This is a genomic window from Faecalispora sporosphaeroides DSM 1294 (assembly GCA_000383295.1).
GTDB lineage: Bacteria > Bacillota > Clostridia > Oscillospirales > Acutalibacteraceae > Faecalispora > Faecalispora sporosphaeroides.
In genome coordinates this window covers 13491-38358 of sequence record KB911079.1, presented here as the reverse complement: position 1 = coordinate 38358, position 24868 = coordinate 13491, and the positions used below count along the sequence as shown (strand labels likewise).

The following is a 24868-nucleotide window of genomic DNA, read 5'->3' as shown; positions in this document are numbered from 1 at the left end:
CGCATTAGGATCCTTTTTACTTTGAAACCGGGGGAGACCCGGTCTCTGTAAATCAAATCATTTGCCTTTGTCAGTCATGATTTCATTGTGTGTGGTTTGCCGTCCATTCGGTAAAGCTCAATCCGAAAAGGTTGTTTCGGATGCCCTTTTCCGAACGGGCGGCAGAAGCTTGGAAAAAATTTTTTAATAGAAGTCTTGCATATATTAATACCACAGTTGAATCGCGCCGTCAATACTTAATCCGCTATTTCGTATGAAGTATCAATAAATTATAATAAATCTTCAAAATATAACACATATTCTCTAAAAAAATCAATATTATTAACCGCAACTAACTTTATGACCAATTTATGAATGAATTTTACATTTCTATAACTTTCATTTCATATGGTGACAGTGCCTTTCAAAATGCTCTGTACGGCGATTGACTTTGCGCCTTTCCTATGCTACCCTAAAAGCAGTTTGAGCCTGTAAAGCGCTTTGCGGGCGGTCAATGGAAAGGCAGGGAACAGGATGAAAAAAAACAGCGGTCTGGTGTATGTAACCGGTGTGGCAAGACCTACGCCGGACAATCCGATTGCCGTTAATTACGACCGGCTTCTGGTCATTTTGATCTTTGAGCCGGAGACCGGTGAGATTGTGGACGCAGAGGTAAACATGATTTGCAGTACCACCCGCAACTTTATAAAAAGCCTGCTGGTGGGCTACTGTTTATATTCGGACATCCCTCAGATTATGGAAAATATTCAAAGCCGCTACTGGGGCCTTTCCCGCCGCGCGCTGATCGTGTGCATGAAGGATGCGCTGGCAAAGGTGACCGATCGGCTGCGGCAAATGGGCCGTGAGAATCTTATCAAAGAAACCCATAAAAAGGGAGGAACGGTTGTGCGACACAAAGAAGATACGATCTGCGTGGTGGGCTTTTCCAAAGCGGTCAATAAAAACCCCATTGTCATCGGCAACCAGCTGCTGATCGGCTCGTTCCTGATCAAAACAACCACTGGTGAGATTCTGGACATGCAGTTCAACACCATCTGCCCCAAAACCTCCGAATTTTTATCGCACCTGATTCTGGGCCTGAGCTTTTATACGGAGCTGGACGAGATGATACGGCGGATTCAGGATCAGTACTGGGAGGATTCCAACCGCGCGGTGATTACGATTCTGCGGGACGCAAACAATAAAGTGCTCAACTGGAAGCTGGAAAACGAAAAGAAAAAGAACGCGCAGAATCCATAAACCGCAAAGATGCCGCCATACAGAAAGCACAGGAGCTCAGTGGTCCCTGTGCTTTTCTTTGCGATTTTTCTTTCGCTGCTCATACCGTTGATTTTTTTCAGCTTCCCGCTGTTCGGCAGAGACGGCTCTGCGTTTCGTTTTCATTTCTTCCCTGGCCTGCTGCAATGCCTGCTGCGCCTTTGTTCCCACCCCGGCCGGGCGAAGCTGCCGGCTGATTTCTCTCTGCATCCGTTTCGGGTTCCTGATTTTTTCAGAAACCGCCTCCGCGGTCGGCGCAGGCCGAACAAAAGCCGGGGATAGCTTTTGAGCAGAAAGTCATATACCTCATAGTCCTTTGGCTCTGTCCCGAACGTGATTTTGCACACCTCGTACGCGTCTCCGCATTCCCGTTCGTAAACTCCCACCCAGAAGGGGTTCTCAAAATACACGGTCAGCCTGGAAAAAATCCGTTCCATCGTACATCCTCCTTTTATTGTGCCCTGCAAAGAACGGACAACCAAGGAGGCAGGTTACTGACGGCTCTCGCCGCGCCCGGACTACCAACCGGGACTGTGTTTTTATCTTTGCAGTTTTATTGTAGCGTTGGCGGTGGAGAATGTCAAAGGCTTTTCTTTACGGCCTGTGCGGCGAGGCCGCACAGAATTTTATTTTTCGCCAGTTTGCTTTTCTGTCCGGGGTTGCTTTTTTTCTCTGCTCCGTGGGTGAAATTGATAAAAAAACTTCTCTGTGTCCTCCGCGGTAAAAAACACTTTCCTGAATAACAAAAAACACAGCGCCCGCTCCGGCAAACCGCCGGAAACAGGCGCTGTTTTTTCAGAAAGTGCAGAAAGCTGCTGGAAAACGGGGCAGTGCAGGGTTATTCCTCGGGAGCCTCCCCATCCTCGGGTACCGCCTCGTCGAGAACCTCTTCTTCCACCAGGTCTTCGGCGCTTTCGGCAGAGCCGTCGTCCTCAATCAGGGAGTCGTCGGTTTCTTCCTCGTCGTCGTGCGGTGCTCTGGCCAGAGTGACCACGCGGTTCTCCACGCCATTCACACGCATGACGCGCACGCCCTTGCTCGGGCGGGCACAAACGCGGATTGACGCCGCATGAATGCGGATGATGACGCCGTCGGAAGAAATGATGATCACGTCGTCGTCGGGGTCAACCACCTTGATGGACGCCACGTCGCCGTATTTTTCCACGTGGTAGTTCAGCAGCCCCTTACCGCCGCGGGACTGCGTGCGGTAATCGGTGATGGGGGAAAGACGCCCGTAGCCGGTTTCGGATACAGTGAGCACCATCCCGCCCTCGCGGATGGTGGAAAGCCCGGTAACGCAGTCGCCTTCCTTGAGCGTAATGGCCTTTACGCCGCGGGCCGTACGGCCCATCGCACGCACATCCGTTTCGCGGAAGCGAATGCACATACCCTTTTTCGTCGCCACAAGCATTTCGCGGTTGCCGTCGGTGCGGCGAACCCAGCACAGCGAATCGCCCTCGTCGAGATCGATGGCGATCACGCCGCCCTTGCGGGCCGTATTGTAGGCACTGAGCGCGGTGCGCTTGATGATGCCGTTTTTCGTAACCATGACAAGGTAGCTTTCCTCGTCGAACTCCGGCACGCGAACCATGGAGGTGACACTTTCTCCGGAGGAAAGCGGCAGCAGATTCGCAATATTAATGCCCTTGCTGGTGCGGGAGCCCTCCGGCACCTCGTAGCATTTCAGGCGGTACACACGGCCCAGATTCGAGAAGAACAGCACGTAATCGTGGCTGTTGATGACAAACATTTCGGTCGCCACATCCTCCTCACGGCGTGTCATGCCCGACACACCGCGGCCGCCGCGGCGCTGAATGTGGTACGTATCCACCTTCTGGCGCTTGACGTAGCCGAAGTTCGTCATGGTCAGAACACACTCTTCCTGCGGGATCAGGTCCTCAATATCGACCTCGCCGCTGATCGTCGCGATTTCGGTGCGGCGTTCGTCGCCGAACTCGGCCTTGACCGCCAGAGCCTCTTCCTTGATGATGGCGAGCTGGCGGGGAACATTGGCGAGAATATCTTCCAGATCGGCAATCTTGACCATCAGCGCGGCAAGCTCGTCCTCCAGCTTCTGGCGCTCGAGGCCGGTCAGGCGGCCCAGCGGCATCTGTACGATCGCCTGGGTCTGAATGTCGTCCAGCTCAAAGCGCTCGGTCAGGCGTTCTTTCGCTATCGGGATGGACTTGGAGCTGCGGATGATGGAAATCACCTCGTCGATATTATCGATCGCGATCTGCAGACCGCGCAGAATATGGGCGCGCTCCTGCGCCTTGCGCAGCTCGAACTGCGTGCGGCGAACGATAACACTCTCCTGAAAACGGATATACTCCTGCAGAATTTCCCTCAGTGTCAGAGTTTTCGGCTCGCCGTCCACAATCGCGAGCATGATGACGCCGAAGGTGGTTTGCATTTGGGTGTAGGTATACAGGTGGTTCAGCACAATCTGCGGCGATGCGTCGCGCTTGATGTCGATGACGACGTGCATGCCGTTGCGGTCAGAGTGATCCTCAATATTCGAGATTCCTTCGATCCGCTTGTCCTTTACCAGATCGGCAATGGTTTCAATCAGCCGGGCCTTATTCACCTGGTACGGCAGCTCGGAAATAACAATCTTGAAACGGCCGTTCTTTTCCTCTTCGATTTCGGCGCGGGCGCGCACGATGATGCGGCCGCGGCCGGTACCGTATGCCGCGCGGATTCCGCTGCGGCCCATGATGATGCCGCCGGTGGGAAAATCCGGCCCCTTGATGTGCTCCATGAGCTCTTCCATCGTCGCGTCGGGATTGTCGATCAGCGCGCACAGGCCGTCGATCACCTCGCCCATGTTGTGCGGCGGAATGTTCGTCGCCATGCCCACGGCGATGCCGGTAGAGCCGTTGACCAGAATATTCGGGAACCGAACCGGCAGAACCACAGGCTCTTTCAAACGGTCGTCGTAGTTCGGGCGAAAATCGACCGTGTCCTTTTCAATATCGGTGAGCATGCGCACGGCGGGCTTGCCGAGACGCGCCTCGGTATAACGGTAGGCGGCAGGCGGGTCGCCGTCCACAGAACCGAAGTTGCCGTGGCCGTCCACCAGCATATAGCGCATCGAAAAATCCTGTGCCAAACGCACCAGAGCGTCGTAAACCGACGCGTCACCATGCGGGTGATACCGGGCCAGCACGGCGCCGACCGTATCCGCGCATTTGCGGTAGCCCTTTTCCGGCATCAGGCCGTTTTCAAACATGGTGTACAGAATTCTTCTGTGTACCGGCTTGAGGCCGTCGCGCACATCGGGCAGCGCGCGCGATATAATTACCGACATGGAATAATCCAGAAAGGATTGTTTCATCTCTTTTTCCAGGTCAACGTTAATCACCCGGTTTGTTTGCATTTCCTCCATTTATCGGACACCTTCCCGCTTGTAATTTTCGTTCCGTTTCAAAAGCTCCCGAACCTTTACCAGGTCCCAGGGGGGCAGCGCCCGCTTGGGCAGAGCCCAAAGCTCGTTTTGTGCCGTATATAATAAAAACATCTTTCCATCCTCATACACCCGGTACAGGTGCGAATAGGGCAGCTGCACCCGATATCGGTCCGTTTGGATGGACATGGTTTCTTCGTCAAATATCATTGTCTGGGCCAGCATTCGCTCCCCGTGCGTGTCGTAGTACCGCTGCGCCTGATACCGGATCAGCGCGGGCTGCCAGCTATCGATGGCGAAGCCGATCGCCGTGCCCAGCAGTACCGTCAGGGTAGAGAGAACCCGGCTGTAGCCGTTTACCGCGAAAAAGACGCGCAGTACAATGCCGGTAACCACCAAAAGGAATCCGGCCCAGCGAAGAAAATGAATTTCCGCCGGGCGGCAGGCCGCTCGCGCCGCGGCCTGTTTGCTGTTTACATAATCCTCTCGGGTCAGAAGAAAGCTGACCACCGCCTGGTGGCCGCCCTGCTCCCGCCGGGTCATCGGAATCTCCCGCCGTTTGCCAGGCGGCAGCGCCCGGCAAACGTACTCCTCAGGTGAGCGCTCAGGCGCTCTTTCTGCTCGGAGGAAAGCACACTCTTTTTCAGAATGAGCAGCGGGCGGGAAATGCCGCCCCAAAGCACATAATATGCGTGCCCTTCCACACAGCCGGAAAAATCGGTCCAGAATTCACTCAGCATTTCCGCGTCGTTTTCCAGCACAATTCCGTTTTGATAAACCGAAATTTTGCCAGGAAGGCACAGCAGCCTGCTGCTGCAGAACTGCAGCACCGCGCCGTGAAGACGCCGGCGCGGCTGATCCCGCCAGAAATACAGTGCGAGCGCCAGAAAGAATACCACCGCACAAATCGGAACAACCGCCGTGGCGAACTGTGACAAATACCACGGGATTGCCGACGCTACCAGCACGGCCGCGCAGACGCAGATTCCCGCCCGCACCCAGTACCGGCGAAAAGGGAACAGCGTATTTTCATACAGCAAAGCCGCCTGTGCATAATCTTCCGCACTGAGCTGCTGCTCCAGAACCAAAACCGGGGCTTCGCGTGAAAGCTCCGCCATTTTCGCCGCCTCCTTTTCCGAAAGTTACCTCTTTGGCCCGACTCTTTTGCTCATTCATATTTCTGCGTGCCTGCCGTGAGGATCGCGAGCACATCCGCCCGAATCGCCGGGTCAATGCTGCGCTGCGGGATCACCAGGCTGCGCCCTTCGCTGTGCAGCAGAATCAGCTGCTGGGTCAAATCCATCTTTGCCGTATCGTCCAGCGGTATGTTCCAGTGGTTGGTTCCCACCGCAATCGCAACCTCATCCGGGTAAACGGCCACATTGATCTCTTCCCCCGTCGTCAGCTGTTTTGCCATTCCGTTTATACGCAAGCGCGGCGAAACCCACACGAAAAAGCCTGCCAGCGCGCCCAGAAGCGCAACCCGCAGCAGCCGTCCGCCCTCCTGCGGCATGGCGATTCCAAGAATCAGGCAGACCACAACCACGGCGCCGACCAGCATCAGCCAGCGAACCTTCTTTTTGTAAGCGGGGCTGTGGCTTTCCTGCCGCCTGAGCGCCTCGTAGAATTCCTCGCGCCGAAGCACAAACGAAAAACGTACGCCCGTCTGCTGCTCCTCATATTCGGCGGCGTCTTCGTCCGCCACCAGATTCAGCGTTTGGGAATGGCCCGACTGCGGAGGTTCCGCGGTTTCTTCCTGTTCCGCCTGGTCGATCTCATTGGACCGGGTTCGATGATTGTCATCCATTTCTGATTTTCCTCCCGATTGTTGTTTGGTCGGCGCCCAAACCAGGCGTCGGCGGGTTAAATATCCAGATTTGAAACAAACCTGGCGTTTTGCTCAATAAAAAGTCTGCGGGGCTCCACCTTGTCGCCCATCAGGATGGTAAAGGTTTCGTCCGCCGCCGCGGCATCCTCCAGCTCCACCTTGAGCATGGTGCGGGTCGCCGGGTCCATGGTGGTCTCCCAAAGCTGCTGGGCGTCCATTTCACCAAGGCCCTTATAGCGCTGAATGTCGTAATTGGTGCCGCCCAGCTCCGCCATAATGGTGTCGCGCTGTTTGTCGGAATATGCATACCGGTGAATTTTTCCCCGGGTAATACGATACAGCGGCGGCTGCGCCAGGTAAATGTGCCCCTGCTCCACCAGCGGCCGCATAAAGCGGAAGAAGAACGTGAGCAGCAGCGTGCGGATATGCGAGCCGTCGACATCGGCATCGGCCATAATGATGATCTTGCCGTAGCGAAGCTTGCTCAGGTCGAATTCCTCGCCAAGGCCGCAGCCGAGCGCGGTGACGACCGGCATCAGCTTTTCGTTGCCGTACACCTTGTCGAGGCGGGCCTTCTCCACGTTGAGCATTTTTCCCCAAAGGGGCAGGATCGCCTGAAATTTGCGGTCGCGCCCGCCCTTGGCGGAGCCGCCCGCGGAATCTCCCTCAACGATATAGATTTCGGTTTCCTCCGGGTTGCGGGACTGACAGTCCGCAAGCTTACCGGGGAGCGCGGCGGATTCGAGCGCCGATTTGCGGCGAACCAGCTCCCTCGCCTTTTTGGCAGCCTCACGCGCCCGGGCGGCGGATAGCGCCTTATCGAAAATCGCGCGCGCGACGGAGGGATTCTCTTCGAGGTAGGTCGTCAGCTTGTCGCTCATCATCTGCGAAACGAGGCCGGCGATTTCCGTATTGCCGAGGCGCGCCTTTGTCTGGCCCTCAAACTGGGCCTCCTTCAGCTTGACGCTGATGATGACCGTCAGACCCTCGCGCACATCCTCACCGGAAAGATTTTTATCGTTTTCTTTCAGAATATTATATTTACGGGCGTAGTCGTTCATGATTCTGGTTAAGGCGCGCTTAAAGCCGTCCTCATGCGTGCCGCCGTCGGTGGTGTGAATATTGTTCGCAAACGACAGCATCAGCTCGTTGTAGCTGCTGTTGTACTGCATCGCAACCTCAGCGGTGGCGCTGTCGTCGGCCGCGACGGCGTCAAAATAGATCACATCCTCGTGAATGACCTCAAGGGAACGCTTTTTGTTCAGGTATTCGACAAAGCTGCGAATGCCGCCCTCATACTGGTACACGTTGTGAACGAGATGCTCCGGGTTACGCTCGTCGTCGAGCTCAATGTGAACGCCCGCATTCAGAAACGCCTGTTCTCTCAGGCGGTTTTGCAGAATATCGTATTCAAACTCGGTGCTTTCCTGAAAAATCTCCGCATCCGGCCGAAAGCGCACTACGGTGCCGGTGTGGTCGCTGTCGCCCGTTCTCGTCAGCTGTGTTACGGCCACGCCGCGCTCAAAGCGCTGGCTGTAAACGCCGTCTTCGGTGAAAACCTCTACCTCCAGCCATTCGGAAAGCGCGTTGACCACCGACGCGCCAACGCCGTGCAGACCACCGGACACCTTGTATCCGCCGCCGCCGAACTTACCGCCGGCATGCAGGATGGTAAATACGACCGTGACCGCGGGGATGCCCGTTTTGTGCTCAATTCCCACAGGAATACCGCGGCCGTTATCCTCCACGCTGATGATGTTGCCTGGCAGAATCTTGACCACAATGCGGTCACAGAATCCGGCCAGCGTTTCGTCGATGGCGTTGTCCACGATTTCGTACACCAGGTGATGCAGACCGCGCGGCCCGGTGGAACCAATGTACATACCGGGGCGTTTCCGCACTGCTTCAAGGCCTTCGAGAACCTGTATTTGATTTTCATCGTAATTTTGGTCAGTTTGCGTGATTTCACTAAACTCCAAGTAGAACCCTCCTATATATCAACAGATTGTAATCAATTAAAAGCGTCTGAACGAATGGTTTGCGTCGGGGCCCTGGCCGGGGCGGCTGCCCGGAGGATGCGGCGGCGGTGTACCGGGCCGCGGCGGAGCCGGGGGCCGTTTGCGCACGCCCGGCTTTCTCAGCCGGACGAGGAACGGGGCAGCGAGAAAGAACAGGGCGTAGGGGAGCGACATGAGCAGCACTCCGTAGAACGGCAGACCGCCGGTAAGAAGGCGGAGCAACAGAAATATCACAACCGATATCACAACCGCGACGGAACCGAACATCGGCGCCGCGGTACTCAAAAACACACCGGAAAATCCGCCGCAGTTTGGGCAGCGATATTCGCCCTCCTGCTTTAAAAACCAAGCTCTCACATAACCGACCTTCTGCCCACAGTGGGGGCAAACCGGCAATTGCAGCTTCATAGGCCTTCGCCATTCCTTTCCTGTTTTCTTCCGCCGTTCGGCACTTCGCTACACATTGGAAAGGTTTTCCATAAACCTGCTCCGTTTAAGCAGCGTGGTGGAAGAAATCTGCGAAATATAGACCGTTATTTGTTCCGATTTGTCACAGCAAAGCACAAAGGATTTCGGCATTTCCATACTGACATTGATCACTCTGCCGCTCCGTTCCGCTTTTGCAAGGTATTCGCGGGTATATTTTGAAATCGTGGAATTTTCCAGATCGAAAATCCCGATGATGTCTTTTGTCTGAATGACGGTGTCCTGCCCCAGGTGGAGATACATAAAACACATCCTTACTGCCGGACGGTTAGCCGTCCCTGCTCCATCTCAAATCTTCCTCCGCCGGAATAGCGGGCTGCCGTTTCGGGGTCGCAGCACGTTAAAAACACCTGCTTTTCTCCAAGCTGATGCAAGAGAAAATCCTGTCGGCCGGAATCGAGCTCACTCATCACGTCGTCGAGCAGGATCACCGGCGCCTCGCCGGAAAGGGTCTGCAAAAGCTCCGCCTCCGCCAGTTTTAACGCCAGTACGCAGGAGCGCTGCTGGCCCTGCGAGCCAAAGCTTCTCGCCTGCCGTTCGTCCACCAGAATCTCCAGATCGTCCCGGTGCGGGCCAACCGTCGTAAAGCCCGCGGAAAGATCCTCCCTGCGGGAGCTGCCAAGCAGACCGAGTAAATGCCGGCACCACTGCTCCTCCGTCTGCGGCTCTCCGCCGGAAACCGTGCGGTAGCAAACGGAAAACTGCTCCCGTGCACCCGAAATTCCCTCGTAAACCCGCCGAGCCGGCTCCGAAAGCAGGCGCACATATTCGCTCCGTTCCAAAATCAGCCGCGCGCCGCGCTGGGCGAGCTTTTCGTCCCAGATTTCGAGCGTGTCTAGCAGCTCGGCGTGGCGGGGAATATCCTTCAGCAGCGCGTTTCTCTGCTGCAATACCCGGTTATACTGAAACAATAGCTTTGCATACACCGGGCGGAGCTGGCAAAGCGCGCCGTCCAGAAAGGAGCGGCGCAAAGCAGGGCCGTCCTTTACCAGCGACAAATGTTCCGGCGAAAAGATCACCGCCCGGAATTTCCCCACCAGTTCCATCACGCCGCCATACGGCACGCCGTTAACGGCGGCGGAGCGTTTTTTGTTCTGAATCGTCAGAACCGCGCTCTGGTCGCGCTCTTCACTGAAAAAAGCAATCTGCAGCCGCGCCGCGTCCTGCCCAAAGGCGATCAGCTCGCTGTCGCGCGAGCCGCGAAACGACCGGCCGCCCGTAAACAGCCACAGCGCCTCAAGCAAATTGGTTTTGCCCTGCGCATTCTGCCCGAAGATCACATTCATGCGCGGATCCGGCAGAAACTCCCCCTCGTGCAGATTGCGGTAGTGTAAAAACGAAAGCCGGCTGACGATCACAGGGTTTTCACCTCGTAGATTCTGCCCTGATATTCCGCCCGGTCGCCACCGCGCATCTTTTTGCCGCGCATGGTGCAAACCTGGCCGTTGACCAGAACGTCTCCGTTCTGAATGGCCAGCTTGGCATGGCCGCCGGTTTCCACCGCGCCTGCCAACTTCAGTAGCGCATCCAGACGGATGAATTCCGTATCAATTGAAATGATTTCCATAATTCCTCCTACGCGCTCAAACGCCGCTCTTCAACCGAACCGGCAAAACCAGAAACAAAAAGCTGCCGCCGTCCTTCGGGACAACCTTCATGGGGCTGAGCGCTCCGCTGAGCTGTATTTTCACCTCGTCGCATTCGGTGTTGCGCAGCGCATCCAAAAGATAGCGGTTGTTGAAGCCCATTTCGATCGTTCCGCCGGTGCTCTGCGCTTCCAGCTCATCGCTGGCACGGCCGATCGCCGTGGAGCAGGAGAGCTGAATCCGGTTGTCGTCGAATACGCAGCGTAGCGGACTTTTCAGGCGGTCTGTAATCAGGAGCGAAACGCGCTCCACGCTTTCAATAAAGGTTCTGGTTTTTACCAGAATTTCTGTTGTGTGAGAAGCCGGAATCGCCGCTCGGTAATCGAGAAAATCTCCCTCGAGCAGGCGCGAAATCAGCGTATAGCTGCCGATCTGGAACAGGATATGCCTGCGGCCGATCGACAGCGCCAGATTTTCTTCATTATCAGGGAGGAGCTTTAATACCTCCGATAGGGTTTTTCCCGGAACAACGAAGCTGGTGTCCTGATCGCACGCGATCGGCTCCTCGCGAACCGCGAGGCGGTAACCGTCCACAGAAATCAGGCAGAGTCGATTTTCACTCAGCTCGAACAGCGTTCCGGTATGTACCGGCTTCATATCGCTTTCAGAAACGGCGAACAGAGTCTGGCGGATCATGCTTTTCAGAATCCCGTTCGGCACCTCGATTGAGGTTTCACCCGAAACGGAAGGCAGCTCGGGGTATTCCTCCGCTGGAATGCCCGCAATGGAAAATTCGCTGGCCCCACTGAGAATCGAAGCCACATTCTTTTCGTCGACCGAGAGCGAAACATCGTCGCCCGGCAGGCGACGCACGATATCGCCGAACAGACGGGCGGAGAGCACAACACTGCCCGCCTGCTCCACTTTGGCCGGCAGCGTCGTGGTCATGCCCATCTCCAGGTCATAGCCGCACAGAAACAAATCCGATCCTTTTGTCTGCAAAAGGATTCCTTCCAAAGCGGGAATGGAGGATTTGGAGGAAACGGCCCGCTGAATATTCAACACTGCTTCCACCAATTCCTTGCGGTCGCATAGTATCTTCATCGTTCTTACCACCTTACGTTATTTAGAGTAGAAAGGGTAGATATGATTTAGCGGTAGTAGTAGGGGATTCTGAAAAGTGGAAAAGCTGTGAGAAGTGAGGAGCACCAAGGTGTGGGGAGCATTTTGTTTTCCAGAACCCATTGTGGAGTATTTGTTGAGAGTATAGAGAGATTTTTTGAGTTTTAACAGGCTGTTGAAAACTCTGTGGGGAATGTTGAAAAGAAGTTTAAAAGAATTCACAGAGAAAAATCGGGTTTTCCCCTGATTTGTGGAAAAGTGGAGGCGTTCTCCACTTTTTAAATTATACTATTTGTAATAATACAGTGAGTAATCACGCCGTTACCGATCGCGGATATTTTTGATGATGTCCTGAACGGTGTCGCGCGTTTTCGGATCGCGGCCGATATTCTTCTCCACCTGCTGAATCGCGTAGACCACGGTGGAGTGATCGCGGCCGCCGAACGCCTCGCCGATGGAGGTCATGGGCAGCTGGGTGATCTCGCGCACCACATACATGGCGATCTGCCGCGCGGAGGAGATATTGGCAGAGCGCTTGGGGGAGCGGATGTCTTCGGGGGAGGTGCCGAACGTGCGGGCCACCTCTTCGATGATCTTTTCGATCGTCATCGGCGCGGGCTGGTGATTGTTGATGATATCGCTGATCGCCGCCTGCGCGGTGGAGACGCTCAGCGCTTCGCCGGCCAGCAGATAGTACGCCTTCATCTTTTTGACGGCGCCCTCGAGCTGACGGATGTTGTTTTTGAGGCGGTTCGCGATATATTCGGCTACGTTGTCGGGCAGATCAATTTCGAGCAGCTCCGCCTTCCTTTTGATGATTGCGATGCGCGTTTCAAAATCCGGCGGCTGCACGTCGGCGGTCAGGCCCCACTCAAAGCGGGTCAGCAGCCGTTCCTCCAGCGTGGCGATATCCTTCGGCGGCCGGTCGGATGTGAGCACGATCTGCTTTTTCGCCTCATACAGCGTATTAAAGGTATGAAAGAATTCCTCCTGCGTTGAATCCTTGCCCGCGATGAACTGAATATCATCCACGAGAAGGATGTCCGCCTTGCGGTAGCGCTGGTGGAATTCGACGGTGGTACCGCGGCGGATCGCTTCAATCAGCTCGTTGGTGAATTCGTCTCCCTTAATATAGATAATATTCATCTGGGGGTAATTCTTTGAAATCTCGTTGCAAATGGCGTACAGCAGGTGCGTTTTGCCAAGGCCCGAGTTTCCGTAAATGAACAGGGGGTTGTACAGCACTGCGGGCTTCGTCGCCACCGCCATGGAGGCCGCGTGCGCGAATTTGTTGGATGGGCCTACGATGAACGTGTCGAAGGTGTACTCGTAGTCGTCTTTTGAAAGCGGCACGGCGTCCGGCTTTTTGTTCTGCACCAGCTGCTCGGGGGTGCAGAGCTGGATCTGAATGCCTTCGCCGAAGATTTCGTTGAATGCTTCCTGAAGAAGAGAAGTGTAGCACCGGGTAAGGGTTTGAAGGTGAAATTCATTCGGAACCTCCAGCACGGCAATTCCCTTGTTAAAATCCAGGCTGACAGGGCGGATCCGGTGGATCCAGGTGGTGTAGGCCACCTCTGTGATGCGGGCTTTGCAGAAATCGCAGACAAGGCCCCAGGCTTCGGTAAAGGATTCCATAAAAACAATCATACCTTTCGGTGAGATAAAAAATAAAGAAAAACCGAGCTGCCGCCTGAACGGATCAGACAAACACGACGTGCGAAATGCAAACTCGGTTATACACGGATAATTAACATAATAATAGCATAAAGATCAAAAATTTTCAAATCATTTTAAACACCTTATCAACAGGATTGTGAAAAACTTTGCGAAAATATTGGCGCCGCCTCTGGCTTTTCACAATATGTTGAGGGACTGTGGATATTTTTGTTTTTTAAAATTCACTGGAAAGAACAGGCAGGAGGATATTTTCGGACGGGAGGAGGCGCAGTATCAATAGGGTTTCCATTTTTTGACTCATTTTGCGTTTTTTGCGCCTGTTTTTTTGCACGGTGAGCCGGCCAGAACATTGTTGCAAAGGGCGCCCCCTGCATTGACGCCGCATCGGTACGGGGCCGCAGCGGAGAAGGAAAAAGGTCGAAAAAAAAATACCATGAAAATTTATGGCAAAATCGCTTTCTTTTTGGGCTGTTGTATGGTATGATGGTGCAAAAGCGAAATCGGGCGGATTTGTATTTTTTTATTGACAGTTTGCCTGTGATTAGGCTATAATGCTAAATTGCAAGGTTTGTACCCGAAAGGAGGGTTTTTCATGCTGAGAACTTATCAGCCTAAGAAGCTCCACAGAAAAAAAGAGCATGGGTTCAGAAAGAGAATGTCCGATAAAAACGGCCGCAAAGTTTTGGCGCGCCGCAGGGCCAAAGGAAGAGCGCGTTTGTCTTACTGAAGCTTTGAAAGGGCCACCGCAGTGTGGCCTTTCTTTGTTTTGTTTTTCAGAAGGGCCGGATAGGGGAGGTTGAGGTTTCACAATGAGCGAAATAGTCCCGATTTGTGAAAACAGCAGCTTTCGCCGTGCTTACGCGAGGGGCAAGTCCTTTGTGTCGCCGATTCTGGTCACCTATGTTCTGAAAAACCGCGCGCACTGTATTCGGGTGGGCATTACCACCAGCAAAAAAACGGGAAACGCCGTAAAGCGCAACCGTTCCCGCCGCATCATCCGCGAAGCGGCCCGGCAGCTGCTGCCGGAGCTTTCGGGCGGATACGATCTGGTCTTTGTGGCGCGGGCAAAAACACCGTTTGTCAAAAGTACGGACATCCTCTGCGATATGCGAAAGCATTTATCTCAGGCCGGTGTTTTAAAATGAGACGCATTTTTATTGCAATGATACGTGGGTACCAGAAATGGATTTCGCCGATGAAAAGGCAGCCAAGCTGCCGTTTTGTTCCCACCTGCAGCACCTACGCGATTCAGGCGATTGAACGGTTTGGCGCAATTCGCGGAACGCTGCTTGCCGTTTGGCGCATTCTTCGCTGCAATCCGTTTCACCCCGGGGGATACGATCCCGTTCCGGAGCGGGGAGAAAGCCTGCTCGGCAGGCTTTTCAGCAAAGGAAAATAACAGCGTGCCGCAGTGTTGCTTCGCGCGATTTTGCTGTTTGCCTTTCGTATAGCTCCATCACGTGTTGCTCCCGCACGGGGAGCGCGGATTGAAATTTGATACAGAGAGGTTTTTATATGGTAGCGATAGGCAATTTTTTCGGCAGTTTTCTGGGGTATCTGCTGTGGATATTTTATCAGATTTTTAAAAATTACGGTGTAGCCATCATCTTGTTTACCGTTGTTTTGAAAATCGTGATGTTCCCGTTCTCCATCAATCAGCAAAAATCGATGGCGGCCAATACGAAGCTTTCTGCAAAGCAAAAAGAGCTGCAGAAGAAATATGGCAACGACCGGATAAAGATGAACGAAGAAATGCAGAAGCTGTATGAAAAAGAGGGGTACAACCCCGCCAGCGGCTGCTTGCCCATGCTGATTCCTTTTCCAATCATGATCGGTTTGTACTACACGGTGATCAATCCTCTCTCCAACGCGCTGCACCTTGGGAAAGAGGCTGTAACCCAGGCCGTTTCAATTTTGCAGACCGTTCCCGGCATCAGCGGTTCGTTCACGTACCAGAACGGCTTTTACAATGAAATGGAAATTGTTCGTCATTTCTCCGTGCTTCGCCCTTATCTGACGATGTTCACGGACGACGAGCTTTCAAAAATACAGTCACTCAGCTCCGGCTTCAACTTTTTGGGGCTGAACCTTCTCGGCACTCCCACAGACACCTCGGTTACCAGCTTTTTTGGGAAGCTCGTATCCATGTTCCAGACCAATCTGTGGCTGATTCCCGTTTTGTGCCTTGTCTCCTCTATCGTAACTCAGATAATTACAACCCGTTTACAGCCCGCAATGCAGCAGCAGCAGCAGGGCTGTATGAAGTGGATGCTGTACGGCCTGCCGGCCATTTCTGCCGTGTTTGCCATGTCCGTCCCCGCGGCGGTGGGCTTTTACTGGATTATTTCTACCCTCACCAGCCTGATTCAGGTGCTTTTGGTTCATGCGTTTTTCAGTCCGGCATCCCTTACCGCAAAGGCGGAGGCGCAGCGTGTTGCGCTGCTGGAGCTGGAGGAAGCGGCAAAAGAGCCGCTGCCGTCGCATCTTCGCCAGTTTTCTGCGGGAAAATCCGATTTGCAGGAGAGCCGGAAGGACGAGCAGCCTGCGGTGAAAAAAGAATCCGGCCAGAAAAAGAAGAGCGGAAAATCCACAGGTGGCCAAGACAGCTACCTTGGAAAGAAAAAATAGCGGTTTTCTGATTCAATATTTGGAGGTGCGAAGGTGGTTAAAGAAGCGATTGCAACGGGAGATTCCGTAGAGCAGGCGTTTGAAGAGGCCTGCAAGCTGCTCGGAGTAGAATCACACGAAGCGGAATTTGAGATTTTGGAGCTTCCCGAGAAAAAGAAATTCGGCCTTTTTGGCGGCGCACCCGCGAAAGTACGCGCGTTTATTAAATCCGGACCCGCAGAGGCGGCCGCGGATTACCTCAAACAGGTTTTGAGGCAGATGGGCATTCCCTCGGTAGAGATTGCCATCGCCGAGCAGGAGAATGGTGCCCTGTTGACCCTCACCGGCGACGACATCGGCTTTATCATCGGCCACAGGGGAGAAACCCTCGATTCTCTTCAGTATCTTTCCGGTCTGGTGGCGAATCATGTGGAGGATTCCTATTACAGAATCACGCTCGATATCGGCAATTACCGGGAGAAGCGAAAAGAAACGCTCGAAGCGCTCGGCAAAAAGATGGCTGCAAAAGCACTCAAAACCCAGCGCAACTGCTCTCTTGAGCCCATGAACCCTTACGAGCGCCGCATTATTCACACGGCGGTGCAGGAGGTTGAGGGCGTGAAATCCTGGAGTGAGGGAGAGGATCTGGCGCGCCATGTGGTGATCGGCCCCGAGGGCGGCGAGCGCCCCGCGTTCCGCCGGCCGAACGACCGATCGCGCGGCGGAAGGGACTTCCACAAGGATCGTGGCGCACGGCCGCAGGGCGGAAATAAAAACTTTGGCGGCCGTTCCCCTTCGCGAGATTTCAGAGACAGACGGCCCGCACAGGATCAGAGGGACTCTTATTCGCAGCCCGCAGACGGCCGCCCGGTAAAAAAGGGCAACAGCCCTCTGTACAGCAAAGTGGAAACGAAAAAGGAAGAGTGACTTTTTCGCTAGGATAAGAACGAAAGAAAAGCGGTTCGTAAAACGAGCCGCTTTTTGTGGTATAAAAGGAGAGAATCATGAAACAGAATGCTTCCGCCATTGCGGCGATTTCGACTGCACAGGCCCCCGGCGGAATTGGCGTCATCCGGATCTCCGGCCCCGGCGCGCGACAGATTGCGGGCCGCGTGTTCGTTTCGGCCAGAGGACAGAACATTGAGGAGGTTGCGGGCTATACCGCCCTGTATGGCTGGGTTTGCCGCTTTGGCAGTCAGCCGGAAGAGCGGCTCGACGAAGCGGTGGCCACTGTGTTTATAGCGCCCCACAGCTACACCGGCGAGGATGTGGTGGAGCTTTCGTGCCACGGCGGGCTGTACCTTCTGCGCCGCGTGCTCGATTCCGTTCTGGCGGCGGGCGCTTCCCCGGCCGGGCCGGGCGAATTTACCCGCCGCGCTTTCCTGAACGGAAAGATGGATTTGACGCAGGCCGAATCAGTGATGCAGCTGATCGGCGCGCAGGGCGCGCAGGCGCTTCGTACCGCGCGCGCGGCCCGCGAGGGCGCGCTCTACCGTCGGATTCAGGGAAGCCGGGAGCAGCTGCTTGCCATCGCGGCCCATCTCTCTGCGTGGGCGGATTACCCGGAGGAGGATATTCCGCAGCTGGACGAGTCGAATCTCAGGGATTCCCTGCAGGGCGTGCAGGACGACTTCACGCGCCTGCTCGACCAGTTCGATGCCGGGAGGGTGCTGCGCGAGGGGGTCGATACGGTGATTGTCGGCCGCCCGAACGTCGGAAAATCGACGCTGATGAACCTGTTGGCGGGGTGTGAGCGCTCCATTGTGACGGAGTACGCCGGCACCACGCGCGACATTGTGGAGGAAACGGTGCTGCTCGGCGGCGTTCCTCTGCGTCTGGCGGATACGGCGGGCCTGCGCGAAACGGACGACCCGGTGGAGAGCATTGGGGTTGGCCGTGCCAAAGACCGCCTGAGCACTGCGCAGCTGGTGCTGGCGGTCTTCGATTCCTCTTCGCCGCTGACGCAGGAGGATCGGGAGATGATTTCCCGTTTGTCCGGAACGCCCGCGATCGCGGTAATCAATAAGAGTGATTTGCAACAAAAAATAGACACTGAGTATATAACAAGACGATTTCAACAATATGTATATATTTCTGCGAAAAGCGGAGATGGACTTGCCGAGCTTCGTCAGGCGGTGGAACAGCTTCTTCATACGGCAGATTTGAATCCCTCCGAGGGAATCCTGTTCACCGAACGCCAGCGCGATACCGCCCGCCGCGCCAGGGAATGCCTGAAAGAGGCGATGGACGCGTTAACCGTGGGTATGACGCTTGACGCGGTGACCGTTTCGGTGGAGAGCGCGGTTTCCGCTTTGCTGGAGCTGACCGGAGAGCGTGCGACCAATGAGATTGTGGACGCGGTATTTGCCCATTTCTGTGTCGGCAAATAAAGAATGGGCTGGACGAACTTGCCGCATTGAAAGTGAGTTCGCCAGAGGGATGGAAAAATTATCAGGTAACCGCCTGTGGGGCGGAAAGGAATCAGGTGCAAAATAACGATGTATCAGGCAGATCAATACGATGTGATTGTAATCGGCGCGGGCCACGCCGGAATTGAAGCGGCCCTGGCTTCCGCGCGGCTCGGCTGCCGCACGGTGGTCTTCACCATCAATCTCGACGCGGTGGGCAACTGCCCGTGCAATCCCTCCATTGGGGGAACGGCGAAGGGCCACCTTGTGCGTGAGATTGACGCGCTTGGCGGCGAAATGGGTAAGACGGCGGACGCCTGCACCATTCAGAGCCGAATGCTGAATCTGGGCAAGGGCCCGGCAGTGCATTCCCTGCGCGCGCAGATCGATCGGCGGGAATATTCCAAAATCATGAAGCATAAGCTCGAGCTCGAGCCGAATCTGCAGCTCAAGCAGGGTGAGATTGTGGACCTGTTCCGCAATGAAGACAGCTCCTGGCAGGCAGTGACGCGCATGGGTGCGGGCTATACCGCAAAATGCGTGGTGCTCGCTACGGGCACCTATCTCAGCGGCAAAATCTACGTGGGAGATGTCGCCTATGAGAGCGGGCCGGACGGCCTGTTCCCGGCGTCGTTTTTGTCGGAACCGCTGCGAAAGCTGGGGGTGAGCCTGCGCCGCTTTAAAACAGGAACGCCCGCGCGTGTGCTGCGCTCGAGCATTGATCTTTCCGGCCTGGAGGTGCAGGAGGGAGACGAGCCGGTTGTCCCGTTTTCCTACGATACCGCCGAGCCCCCAAAGAATCGGGCGGTGTGCCATATTGCGTGGACAAATGACGCTACCAAGGAGATTATTCTGAAGAACATACATCGCTCGCCGCTCTACGCGGGGAAGATTGAGGGCGTGGGGCCGCGCTACTGCCCCAGCTTTGAGGATAAAATCATGCGCTTTACCGATAAGAAGCGCCACCAGCTGTTCATTGAGCCCTGCGGCATGGATACCGAGGAGCTCTATTTACAGGGGATGTCATCCTCTTTACCGGAGGAGGTGCAGCTTGCCTTTTACCGCACGATTGCCGGCCTTGAGCGCGTGGAGATCATGCGCTGCGCCTATGCCATCGAGTACGACTGCGTCGACCCCCTGCAGCTCGACCCCACGCTTGAATTTCAGGATTTGCCCGGCCTCTACGGCGCGGGGCAGTTCAACGGCAGCTCCGGTTATGAGGAGGCCGCCGCGCAGGGCCTCTTGGCGGGAATCAACGCAGCGCGGCGCGCACGGCAGAAAGAACAGATTATCCTCGACCGCGCGGGATCATACATCGGCACGCTGGTAGACGACCTTGTCACCAAGGGTGTCAGCGACCCTTACCGTATGATGACCTCGCGTTCGGAATACCGCCTGGTGCTGCGGCAGGATAACGCGGACGAGCGTATGACGCCGTTGGGACATGAACTGGGGTTGATCAGCGACGAGCGCTTTGCGCGCTTTCAGAAAAAGCAGGCAATGAAGGAGCAGGAGCGAAAACGCGCCGAGCAAACGGTGCTTTCTCCCACGGAGGAGTTGAACCGGATTCTTGTTTCACGTGGAACAACACCGGTTTCCACCGGCGTACACCTGATTGATCTGCTGCGCCGCCCGGAACTGAACTATGAGGTACTGGCCCCGGTGGATTCCGGACGGCCCTCGCTGCCTGCCGCCGTGCTCGAAAATGTGGAGATTGAGATCAAGTATGAGGGATATATCCGCCGCCAGAAAACCGATATTGCGGAAATGCGCCGGCTGGAGCAGCGCTTGCTCCCGAAGGGCCTGGACTATACCGGCATCACCGGCCTTCGGCTTGAAGCACGGGAAAAGCTGCAAAAAATCCGGCCGGCAAGCATAGGGCAGGCCTCCCGTATTTCCGGCGTGAGCCCGGCAGATATTTCGGTGCTGCTGATCTGGCTGGCCCGGCAGGAAGGGAAGGAGGAAGCCGTTCTGTGACGAATATAGAACAGAATTTGATCGAGCTTGCCGCGCGATATGGGCTTTCCATCAACGAGCAGCAGGCGAAGGCCTTTCAAACTTACATGGAGCTGCTGCTGGAATGGAATCAAAAAATGAACCTGACTGCCATCACGGAACTGCAGCAGGTGGTGGAAAAGCATTTTCTGGACAGCCTGTTGCTCCTGAAGGCCGTTGAGATTCCCGAGCAGGCAAAGGTGATCGACGTCGGAACCGGCGCCGGCTTTCCTGGGATTCCCCTGCTGCTGTACCGGCCGGATGTTCGTCTGACCCTGCTCGACAGCCTGCAGAAGCGTCTGAATTTTTTACAGGCTGTGTGCGACGCGTTGGGTCTTTCCGCCGAGCTGATTCACGCGAGGGCGGAGGAGGGCGGGCGTCAGCCGAAGCTGCGCGGGCAGTTTGATTTGGCGTGCGCGCGCGCTGTTGCGCCACTGCCGGTTTTGTGTGAATACTGCCTGCCGTTTGTGCGGCCCGGCGGTGTTTTTGCGGCAATGAAGGGCCCGGGTGCCACGGAGGAATCGGCTGCCGCAAAAAAAGCGATTTCGATTTTGGGCGCGCACGCGGAGAGTACGCGGTCGTTTGCTTTGCCGGACGGCAGCGAACGGAATATTATTATTTGCCGCAAAACAGCGGCTACGTCCGACAAATATCCGCGCCACGGCTCAAAAATTGCGAAATCTCCCCTTTAACAGCCATAAATCCGGATAAAAAAATGATTTGTACAAGTCATAATTCAACAGAACATTCGCCGCCTCCTGTGTTATTCTGAAAAAAACAGACAAGCAGGGGGGCGGCGTTTTGTTCTTCTTTCAGGAAAAGAAGCGGGTAAATGAAATCCCACTCAATCAAATCCGGTCCAATCCGTCACAGCCGCGCCGTTTTTTCGCGCCGCGGGAGCTGCAGGAGCTTTCCGACAGTATCAGGGCCAACGGTCTTCTGCAGCCGCTGACGGTACGCAGGGTGGCGGGCGGTTACGAGCTGATCGCCGGGGAGCGCCGGCTGCGCGCCTGTTTTATGGCCGGGATGAAAACCGCGCCGTGCATTCTGGTGGAGTGCGATGAGCAGCAGTCCGCAATTTACGCCATTCTTGAAAATCTGCAGCGCCAGGATCTGCAAATCTTTGAAGAAGCCGAAGGAATCCGCCGGTTGATCGAAGAGTGGGGCGTCACGCAGGAGGAAGCGGCATCCCGGCTGGGGAAGAGCCAGTCTGCAATTGCGAACAAGCTCCGGCTGCTCCGCCTTTCAGAAACCGAGCGCGCCATGATCTCTCACGCGGGCCTGACTGAGCGCCACGCGCGTGCGCTGCTGCGAATTGAAGGAGAAGAGGTTCGCACCCGGCTGCTGCATAAAATAATCAATGAGAATCTGAACGTTCGCCAAACGGAAGAGCTCGTGAATGATGAAATGGAGTGCAGCACACAGCCGCAGACAGTGAAAAACAAGCGCACATTTGTGATTAAGGATGTACGGCTGTTTCTGAATACAATTCGGCACGCGGTAGACACCATGCGCCAGTCTGGAATCGACGCGGTAGAACAGAACCGCGAAACAGAGGAGTTTATCGAGTATGTGGTGCGCATTCCGAAGGAGCAGGTGGTTGCGAATAAGCGCAGGCCTGCCTGAATGAATTCAGCTTACAAGGAATTTCCCCATTCCCTTATTTATTTTCCACAGCAAACGGGCGGAGCGAAAGCTCCGTCCGTTTGCTGTATTCGGGAAAGGGTTTGGGCGTTAGAAAGTATTTTTACGCGGCGCATGTATGGCTTTTCACTCGCGCGTGTTTCCACAAAAAGATAGAAAGCTGAGATTCGCTCAAGGACCTTTTGAAAATCCATTTTTGAGAACGGCCCCAAAACGCATTAAAACGACTGGATAAGAGTTGTATGAAAAGCGCCCATTCGCCTGACAAGAGAAAACAGATGGAATTCCGTTTTCGTTTAGCGAAATAGAAATAGTCGTTAGATTTTGTTCGGTTTGCTTTTTCAAAAGCTTCGCAAAAGAGAATAAGTTACTCACAATCTAAAATGCGGCAAAGCCGCACGAAAAAACAGCGAGCCAACGAGAGCACTCTAAAAATGCCCGCCAACAGTCGAGACAGCTGCGCCTGATTCCAGAACTAACTCGGAGAGTGGGCGTTTTCAATGAAAACGCCTTTTCAGTAACATATCGTTTTCACAGTTAGGGCGCCGTTTCCAACACGAATTCCAAAGGTGTCCTTTGGAAGGCCTTTGCTGCTTTTCGTTCTTTCACGAAAGGTAGCGTCCGCCAAGGGGGAAGCCCGTGCAAGCGGAATCCTACGCGGAGGCATCCGCTGAAAACTTGCACTTTCATACGGAAAATAAAAAGAAGATAGCTGCTTCGGCCTGAGAAACAAAACGCACCGAAAAAATCCCCCGCAGCGAAAGATGGGCCGGAATACATACCCGATTTTTTTAAGTCAGGAGCAGAAGTATTTACAACATAAAAGCAGAGTGCCATAGAGTGCACTTTACACTGCAAGAATTTTCCACTTTTTCTTGCGGGGAAAGCAGCATACAAAAACTCTTTTAACATCAACCGGTTTTCCACAGCAAAGTGGAAAACCGGTTGAAAATGTGGAGAACGTCCCATACCAGCAGAACAAGCCGTTGTTCCACGTGAAACAAGCACTTTTTACCCAAAAACACTTTATCTCATAAAAAAAGAGTGCTATAATATTCCACAGTGCAGCTTTTGGCGGCTGATAGAGCACAGACCATCGGTATCCGAAGGAAAGACCTTTTAGCGGTTCTGAGACATCCGATTTCTGTGTCGATTTTATAAATCATGTAAGAGAAGCGGGGAACGAGTGGTATGGGAAAAATCATTGCGATCGCAAACCAAAAGGGCGGTGTGGGGAAGACAACCACCGCCGTTAATTTGGCGGCTTCTCTTGGGAGTTTGGGGAAGAAAACACTCTTGGTCGATATCGATCCGCAGGGGAATTCCTCCAGCGGTGTGGGGGTAGACCGCCGCAAGCTGAAAAATACCGTTTACGAAATCCTCTTGGATGAGGCACAACCAAGCGAGGTTTTGATTCATACAGGCTTTCAGAATCTGGATTTAATTCCCTCCAGTATGGATTTGGCCGCGGCCGAGCTGGAGCTTGTCAGTATGAAAAACCGGGAATCTGTTCTGCGGCGCGCAATTTTGCCGCTGCGCGGAGAATACGATTACATCATTATGGATTGCCCTCCCTCGCTGGGAATCATCACGACAAATGCGCTTTGCCTTGCAGATACGCTGCTGGTGCCGGTTCAGTGCGAATATTACGCACTCGAGGGCCTTTCGCAGCTGATGAATTCTGTGCGGCGCGTCAAGCGGCAGTACAATGAACAGCTCGATATTGAGGGCGTACTGCTCACCATGTACGACGGGCGCCTGAACCTGACCCAACAGGTTGTGGATGAGGTGAAGCGGTATTTCCCCCGCAAGGTATTCGCCACCGTTGTGCCGCGCACAGTGCGGCTATCCGAAGCGCCGAGCTTTGGCAAGCCGGTGCTGTATTTCGACCGCGCGTCGAAGGGCTCCGCCGCCTATGAAGCGCTGGCTTTGGAAATCATTCAGAATAATCAGGGAGAGGGGCGTACGGAATGAAAAAAAGAGGCGGTCTCGGAAAGGGCCTGGACGCCATCTTTGCAGAAAACGATACGGAGAATCAGAACTCCTCCATCGCGCTGCCTCTGCGGGAAATTGAGCCAAACCGCTCGCAGCCCAGAAAGCAGTTTGACGAGGGCGCTTTGGCCGAGCTGGCAGATTCTATTTCTCAGCACGGAATTTTGCAGCCGCTTCTGGTCAGGCCGCTCGTCAGCGGAGGTTACCAAATTGTGGCGGGGGAACGCCGCTGGCGCGCGGCGCGGATGGCTGGGCTGACCGAAGTGCCCGCCGTGGTGCGCGAAATGACCGACCAGCAGGTGATGCAGCTCGCGCTGATCGAAAATTTGCAGCGCGAGGATTTGACCGCGCTCGAAGAGGCGCAGGGATATCAGACCCTGATGGAATCCTACGGTCTGACGCAGGAGGAGATTGCGAAAATCGTCGGCAAATCGCGGCCTGCCGTGGCAAACGCTCTGCGGCTTTTGAATCTGCCGCAGGCTGTTCGCGAGCTGGTTGCGCAGGGAAAGCTTTCCGCCGGGCACGCGAGGACGCTGCTGCCGATCGAATCGGCACAGGACATGCTCGAAATGGCGCAGCTGACGGTAAAGCATGGTATTTCTGTCAGGGAATTGGAAAAAATGGTAAAGAAGTTCCTGTCACATGAAGCGGAGGCGGAGCCGGCCCCGCCCGGGAAAAAGAAGCCCCGTTATTTTGAGGAGGTTGAGCTTGCACTCAATACCCACCTGGGCCGCAAGGTAAAGGTGGAAGGCGGTAAGAACAAGGGAATCCTGCAAATTGAATTTTATGGCGAAGAGGATTTGGCGAATCTGGTCAACAGTCTGCGCTTTCACACAGACTGA

24 protein-coding genes and 1 pseudogene are annotated in these 24868 nt (G+C 54.8%); 12 read left to right on the top strand and 13 right to left on the bottom strand.

Annotated features, from left to right (window positions below):
- Positions 1–513: 513 nt before the first annotated feature.
- On the top strand, positions 514–1239 hold the full coding sequence (locus G340_RS0115760; protein ID WP_020074605.1) for a DUF3870 domain-containing protein: 726 nt from the start codon (positions 514–516) through the stop codon (positions 1237–1239).
- Between the two features lie 36 nt (positions 1240–1275).
- On the opposite strand, the pseudogene G340_RS17165 reads toward G340_RS0115760, so the two are convergent.
- From G340_RS17165 to dnaA, 12 genes and pseudogenes are all read right to left on the bottom strand, one after another.
- Positions 1276–1694 (bottom strand): annotated as a pseudogene (locus G340_RS17165) (YjdF family protein).
- A 401-nt stretch (positions 1695–2095) separates the two neighbouring features.
- Complete coding sequence (gene gyrA / locus G340_RS0115745) at positions 2096–4645, bottom strand: DNA gyrase subunit A (RefSeq protein WP_020074602.1); 2550 nt, start codon at positions 4643–4645, stop codon at positions 2096–2098.
- Positions 4646–5206, bottom strand: coding sequence for a YcxB family protein (locus tag G340_RS0115740; protein ID WP_020074601.1), 561 nt, complete (start codon positions 5204–5206; stop codon positions 4646–4648).
- A complete protein-coding gene (locus tag G340_RS0115735; RefSeq protein ID WP_020074600.1) occupies positions 5203–5781 on the bottom strand; it encodes a YcxB family protein in 579 nt (192 codons plus the stop codon). The genes G340_RS0115740 and G340_RS0115735 overlap by 4 nt, the downstream gene beginning before the upstream one ends.
- Positions 5782–5831: 50 nt before the next feature.
- Complete coding sequence (locus G340_RS0115730; RefSeq protein WP_020074599.1) at positions 5832–6470, bottom strand: hypothetical protein; 639 nt, start codon at positions 6468–6470, stop codon at positions 5832–5834.
- Positions 6471–6526: 56 nt separating this feature from the next.
- Complete coding sequence (gene gyrB, locus G340_RS0115725) at positions 6527–8470, bottom strand: DNA topoisomerase (ATP-hydrolyzing) subunit B (RefSeq protein ID WP_020074598.1); 1944 nt, start codon at positions 8468–8470, stop codon at positions 6527–6529.
- Between the two features lie 36 nt (positions 8471–8506).
- Positions 8507–8917 carry a hypothetical protein gene (locus G340_RS0115720; RefSeq protein ID WP_020074597.1) on the bottom strand — a complete coding sequence of 137 codons (411 nt, stop codon included), beginning with the start codon at positions 8915–8917 and terminating at the stop codon, positions 8507–8509.
- 48 nt (positions 8918–8965) lie between these two features.
- Positions 8966–9238 (bottom strand): extracellular matrix regulator RemB, encoded by a 273-nt coding sequence (gene remB / locus G340_RS0115715; RefSeq protein ID WP_020074596.1) that lies wholly within the window; start codon positions 9236–9238, stop codon positions 8966–8968.
- Positions 9239–9249: 11 nt separating this feature from the next.
- Positions 9250–10353, bottom strand: a complete 1104-nt coding sequence (gene recF, locus G340_RS0115710; protein WP_020074595.1) for a DNA replication/repair protein RecF — start codon at positions 10351–10353, stop codon at positions 9250–9252.
- Complete coding sequence (locus G340_RS0115705) at positions 10350–10562, bottom strand: RNA-binding S4 domain-containing protein (protein ID WP_020074594.1); 213 nt, start codon at positions 10560–10562, stop codon at positions 10350–10352. The genes recF and G340_RS0115705 overlap by 4 nt, the downstream gene beginning before the upstream one ends.
- A 16-nt stretch (positions 10563–10578) precedes the next feature.
- Positions 10579–11685, bottom strand: coding sequence for a DNA polymerase III subunit beta (gene dnaN, locus G340_RS0115700; protein WP_020074593.1), 1107 nt, complete (start codon positions 11683–11685; stop codon positions 10579–10581).
- Positions 11686–12024: 339 nt separating this feature from the next.
- On the bottom strand, positions 12025–13338 hold the full coding sequence (gene dnaA / locus G340_RS0115695; RefSeq protein WP_027104041.1) for a chromosomal replication initiator protein DnaA: 1314 nt from the start codon (positions 13336–13338) through the stop codon (positions 12025–12027).
- Between the two features lie 634 nt (positions 13339–13972).
- On the opposite strand from dnaA, the gene rpmH reads away from it, so the two are divergent.
- From rpmH to G340_RS0115645, 9 genes are all read left to right on the top strand, one after another.
- Positions 13973–14107 carry a 50S ribosomal protein L34 gene (gene rpmH, locus G340_RS0115685; RefSeq protein WP_020074590.1) on the top strand — a complete coding sequence of 45 codons (135 nt, stop codon included), beginning with the start codon at positions 13973–13975 and terminating at the stop codon, positions 14105–14107.
- 82 nt (positions 14108–14189) lie between these two features.
- Positions 14190–14525 (top strand): ribonuclease P protein component, encoded by a 336-nt coding sequence (rnpA, locus tag G340_RS0115680; RefSeq protein WP_020074589.1) that lies wholly within the window; start codon positions 14190–14192, stop codon positions 14523–14525.
- Complete coding sequence (yidD, locus tag G340_RS0115675; protein ID WP_020074588.1) at positions 14522–14779, top strand: membrane protein insertion efficiency factor YidD; 258 nt, start codon at positions 14522–14524, stop codon at positions 14777–14779. The genes rnpA and yidD overlap by 4 nt, the downstream gene beginning before the upstream one ends.
- Before the next feature lie 116 nt (positions 14780–14895).
- Positions 14896–16008 carry a YidC/Oxa1 family membrane protein insertase gene (locus tag G340_RS0115670; RefSeq protein WP_020074587.1) on the top strand — a complete coding sequence of 371 codons (1113 nt, stop codon included), beginning with the start codon at positions 14896–14898 and terminating at the stop codon, positions 16006–16008.
- A 33-nt stretch (positions 16009–16041) separates the two neighbouring features.
- The gene (jag, locus tag G340_RS0115665; RefSeq protein ID WP_020074586.1) at positions 16042–16914 is read left to right on the top strand and encodes an RNA-binding cell elongation regulator Jag/EloR; all 873 of its coding nucleotides are present in this window, start codon (positions 16042–16044) and stop codon (positions 16912–16914) included.
- A gap of 77 nt (positions 16915–16991) precedes the next feature.
- Complete coding sequence (gene mnmE, locus G340_RS0115660; RefSeq protein ID WP_020074585.1) at positions 16992–18377, top strand: tRNA uridine-5-carboxymethylaminomethyl(34) synthesis GTPase MnmE; 1386 nt, start codon at positions 16992–16994, stop codon at positions 18375–18377.
- 108 nt (positions 18378–18485) lie between these two features.
- Entirely contained in the window at positions 18486–20372 is a 1887-nt protein-coding gene (gene mnmG / locus G340_RS0115655) for a tRNA uridine-5-carboxymethylaminomethyl(34) synthesis enzyme MnmG (RefSeq protein ID WP_020074584.1), read from the top strand.
- Positions 20369–21082 (top strand): 16S rRNA (guanine(527)-N(7))-methyltransferase RsmG, encoded by a 714-nt coding sequence (rsmG, locus tag G340_RS0115650; RefSeq protein ID WP_020074583.1) that lies wholly within the window; start codon positions 20369–20371, stop codon positions 21080–21082. Before mnmG ends, rsmG begins: the two co-directional genes overlap by 4 nt.
- Positions 21083–21191: 109 nt before the next feature.
- On the top strand, positions 21192–22016 hold the full coding sequence (locus tag G340_RS0115645; protein ID WP_020074582.1) for a ParB/RepB/Spo0J family partition protein: 825 nt from the start codon (positions 21192–21194) through the stop codon (positions 22014–22016).
- 555 nt (positions 22017–22571) lie between these two features.
- Here G340_RS0115645 and G340_RS0115640 read toward each other — a convergent pair.
- Positions 22572–23003 carry a hypothetical protein gene (locus tag G340_RS0115640; RefSeq protein ID WP_154653248.1) on the bottom strand — a complete coding sequence of 144 codons (432 nt, stop codon included), beginning with the start codon at positions 23001–23003 and terminating at the stop codon, positions 22572–22574.
- Between the two features lie 222 nt (positions 23004–23225).
- Here G340_RS0115640 and G340_RS0115630 point away from each other — a divergent pair, with 222 nt between their 5' ends.
- Both G340_RS0115630 and G340_RS0115625 read left to right on the top strand, forming a co-directional pair.
- On the top strand, positions 23226–24008 hold the full coding sequence (locus G340_RS0115630) for a ParA family protein (RefSeq protein ID WP_020074579.1): 783 nt from the start codon (positions 23226–23228) through the stop codon (positions 24006–24008).
- Positions 24005–24868, top strand: coding sequence for a ParB/RepB/Spo0J family partition protein (locus tag G340_RS0115625; RefSeq protein WP_020074578.1), 864 nt, complete (start codon positions 24005–24007; stop codon positions 24866–24868). The genes G340_RS0115630 and G340_RS0115625 overlap by 4 nt, the downstream gene beginning before the upstream one ends.

Excerpts from the sequence above, each read along its gene's own strand:
- G340_RS0115760 (WP_020074605.1), top strand. The coding sequence starts at position 514 with ATGAAAAAAAACAGCGGTCTGGTGTATGTAACCGGTGTGGCAAGACCT.
- gyrA (WP_020074602.1), bottom strand. The coding sequence starts at position 4,645 with ATGGAGGAAATGCAAACAAACCGGGTGATTAACGTTGACCTGGAAAAA.
- G340_RS0115740 (WP_020074601.1), bottom strand. The coding sequence starts at position 5,206 with ATGACCCGGCGGGAGCAGGGCGGCCACCAGGCGGTGGTCAGCTTTCTT.
- G340_RS0115735 (WP_020074600.1), bottom strand. The coding sequence starts at position 5,781 with ATGGCGGAGCTTTCACGCGAAGCCCCGGTTTTGGTTCTGGAGCAGCAG.
- G340_RS0115730 (WP_020074599.1), bottom strand. The coding sequence starts at position 6,470 with ATGGATGACAATCATCGAACCCGGTCCAATGAGATCGACCAGGCGGAA.
- G340_RS0115720 (WP_020074597.1), bottom strand. The coding sequence starts at position 8,917 with ATGAAGCTGCAATTGCCGGTTTGCCCCCACTGTGGGCAGAAGGTCGGT.
- remB (WP_020074596.1), bottom strand. The coding sequence starts at position 9,238 with ATGTATCTCCACCTGGGGCAGGACACCGTCATTCAGACAAAAGACATC.
- G340_RS0115705 (WP_020074594.1), bottom strand. The coding sequence starts at position 10,562 with ATGGAAATCATTTCAATTGATACGGAATTCATCCGTCTGGATGCGCTA.
- dnaN (WP_020074593.1), bottom strand. The coding sequence starts at position 11,685 with ATGAAGATACTATGCGACCGCAAGGAATTGGTGGAAGCAGTGTTGAAT.
- dnaA (WP_027104041.1), bottom strand. The coding sequence starts at position 13,338 with ATGGAATCCTTTACCGAAGCCTGGGGCCTTGTCTGCGATTTCTGCAAA.
- rpmH (WP_020074590.1), top strand. The coding sequence starts at position 13,973 with ATGCTGAGAACTTATCAGCCTAAGAAGCTCCACAGAAAAAAAGAGCAT.
- rnpA (WP_020074589.1), top strand. The coding sequence starts at position 14,190 with ATGAGCGAAATAGTCCCGATTTGTGAAAACAGCAGCTTTCGCCGTGCT.
- yidD (WP_020074588.1), top strand. The coding sequence starts at position 14,522 with ATGAGACGCATTTTTATTGCAATGATACGTGGGTACCAGAAATGGATT.
- G340_RS0115670 (WP_020074587.1), top strand. The coding sequence starts at position 14,896 with ATGGTAGCGATAGGCAATTTTTTCGGCAGTTTTCTGGGGTATCTGCTG.
- mnmE (WP_020074585.1), top strand. The coding sequence starts at position 16,992 with ATGAAACAGAATGCTTCCGCCATTGCGGCGATTTCGACTGCACAGGCC.
- mnmG (WP_020074584.1), top strand. The coding sequence starts at position 18,486 with ATGTATCAGGCAGATCAATACGATGTGATTGTAATCGGCGCGGGCCAC.
- G340_RS0115640 (WP_154653248.1), bottom strand. The coding sequence starts at position 23,003 with ATGGGACGTTCTCCACATTTTCAACCGGTTTTCCACTTTGCTGTGGAA.
- G340_RS0115630 (WP_020074579.1), top strand. The coding sequence starts at position 23,226 with ATGGGAAAAATCATTGCGATCGCAAACCAAAAGGGCGGTGTGGGGAAG.
- G340_RS0115625 (WP_020074578.1), top strand. The coding sequence starts at position 24,005 with ATGAAAAAAAGAGGCGGTCTCGGAAAGGGCCTGGACGCCATCTTTGCA.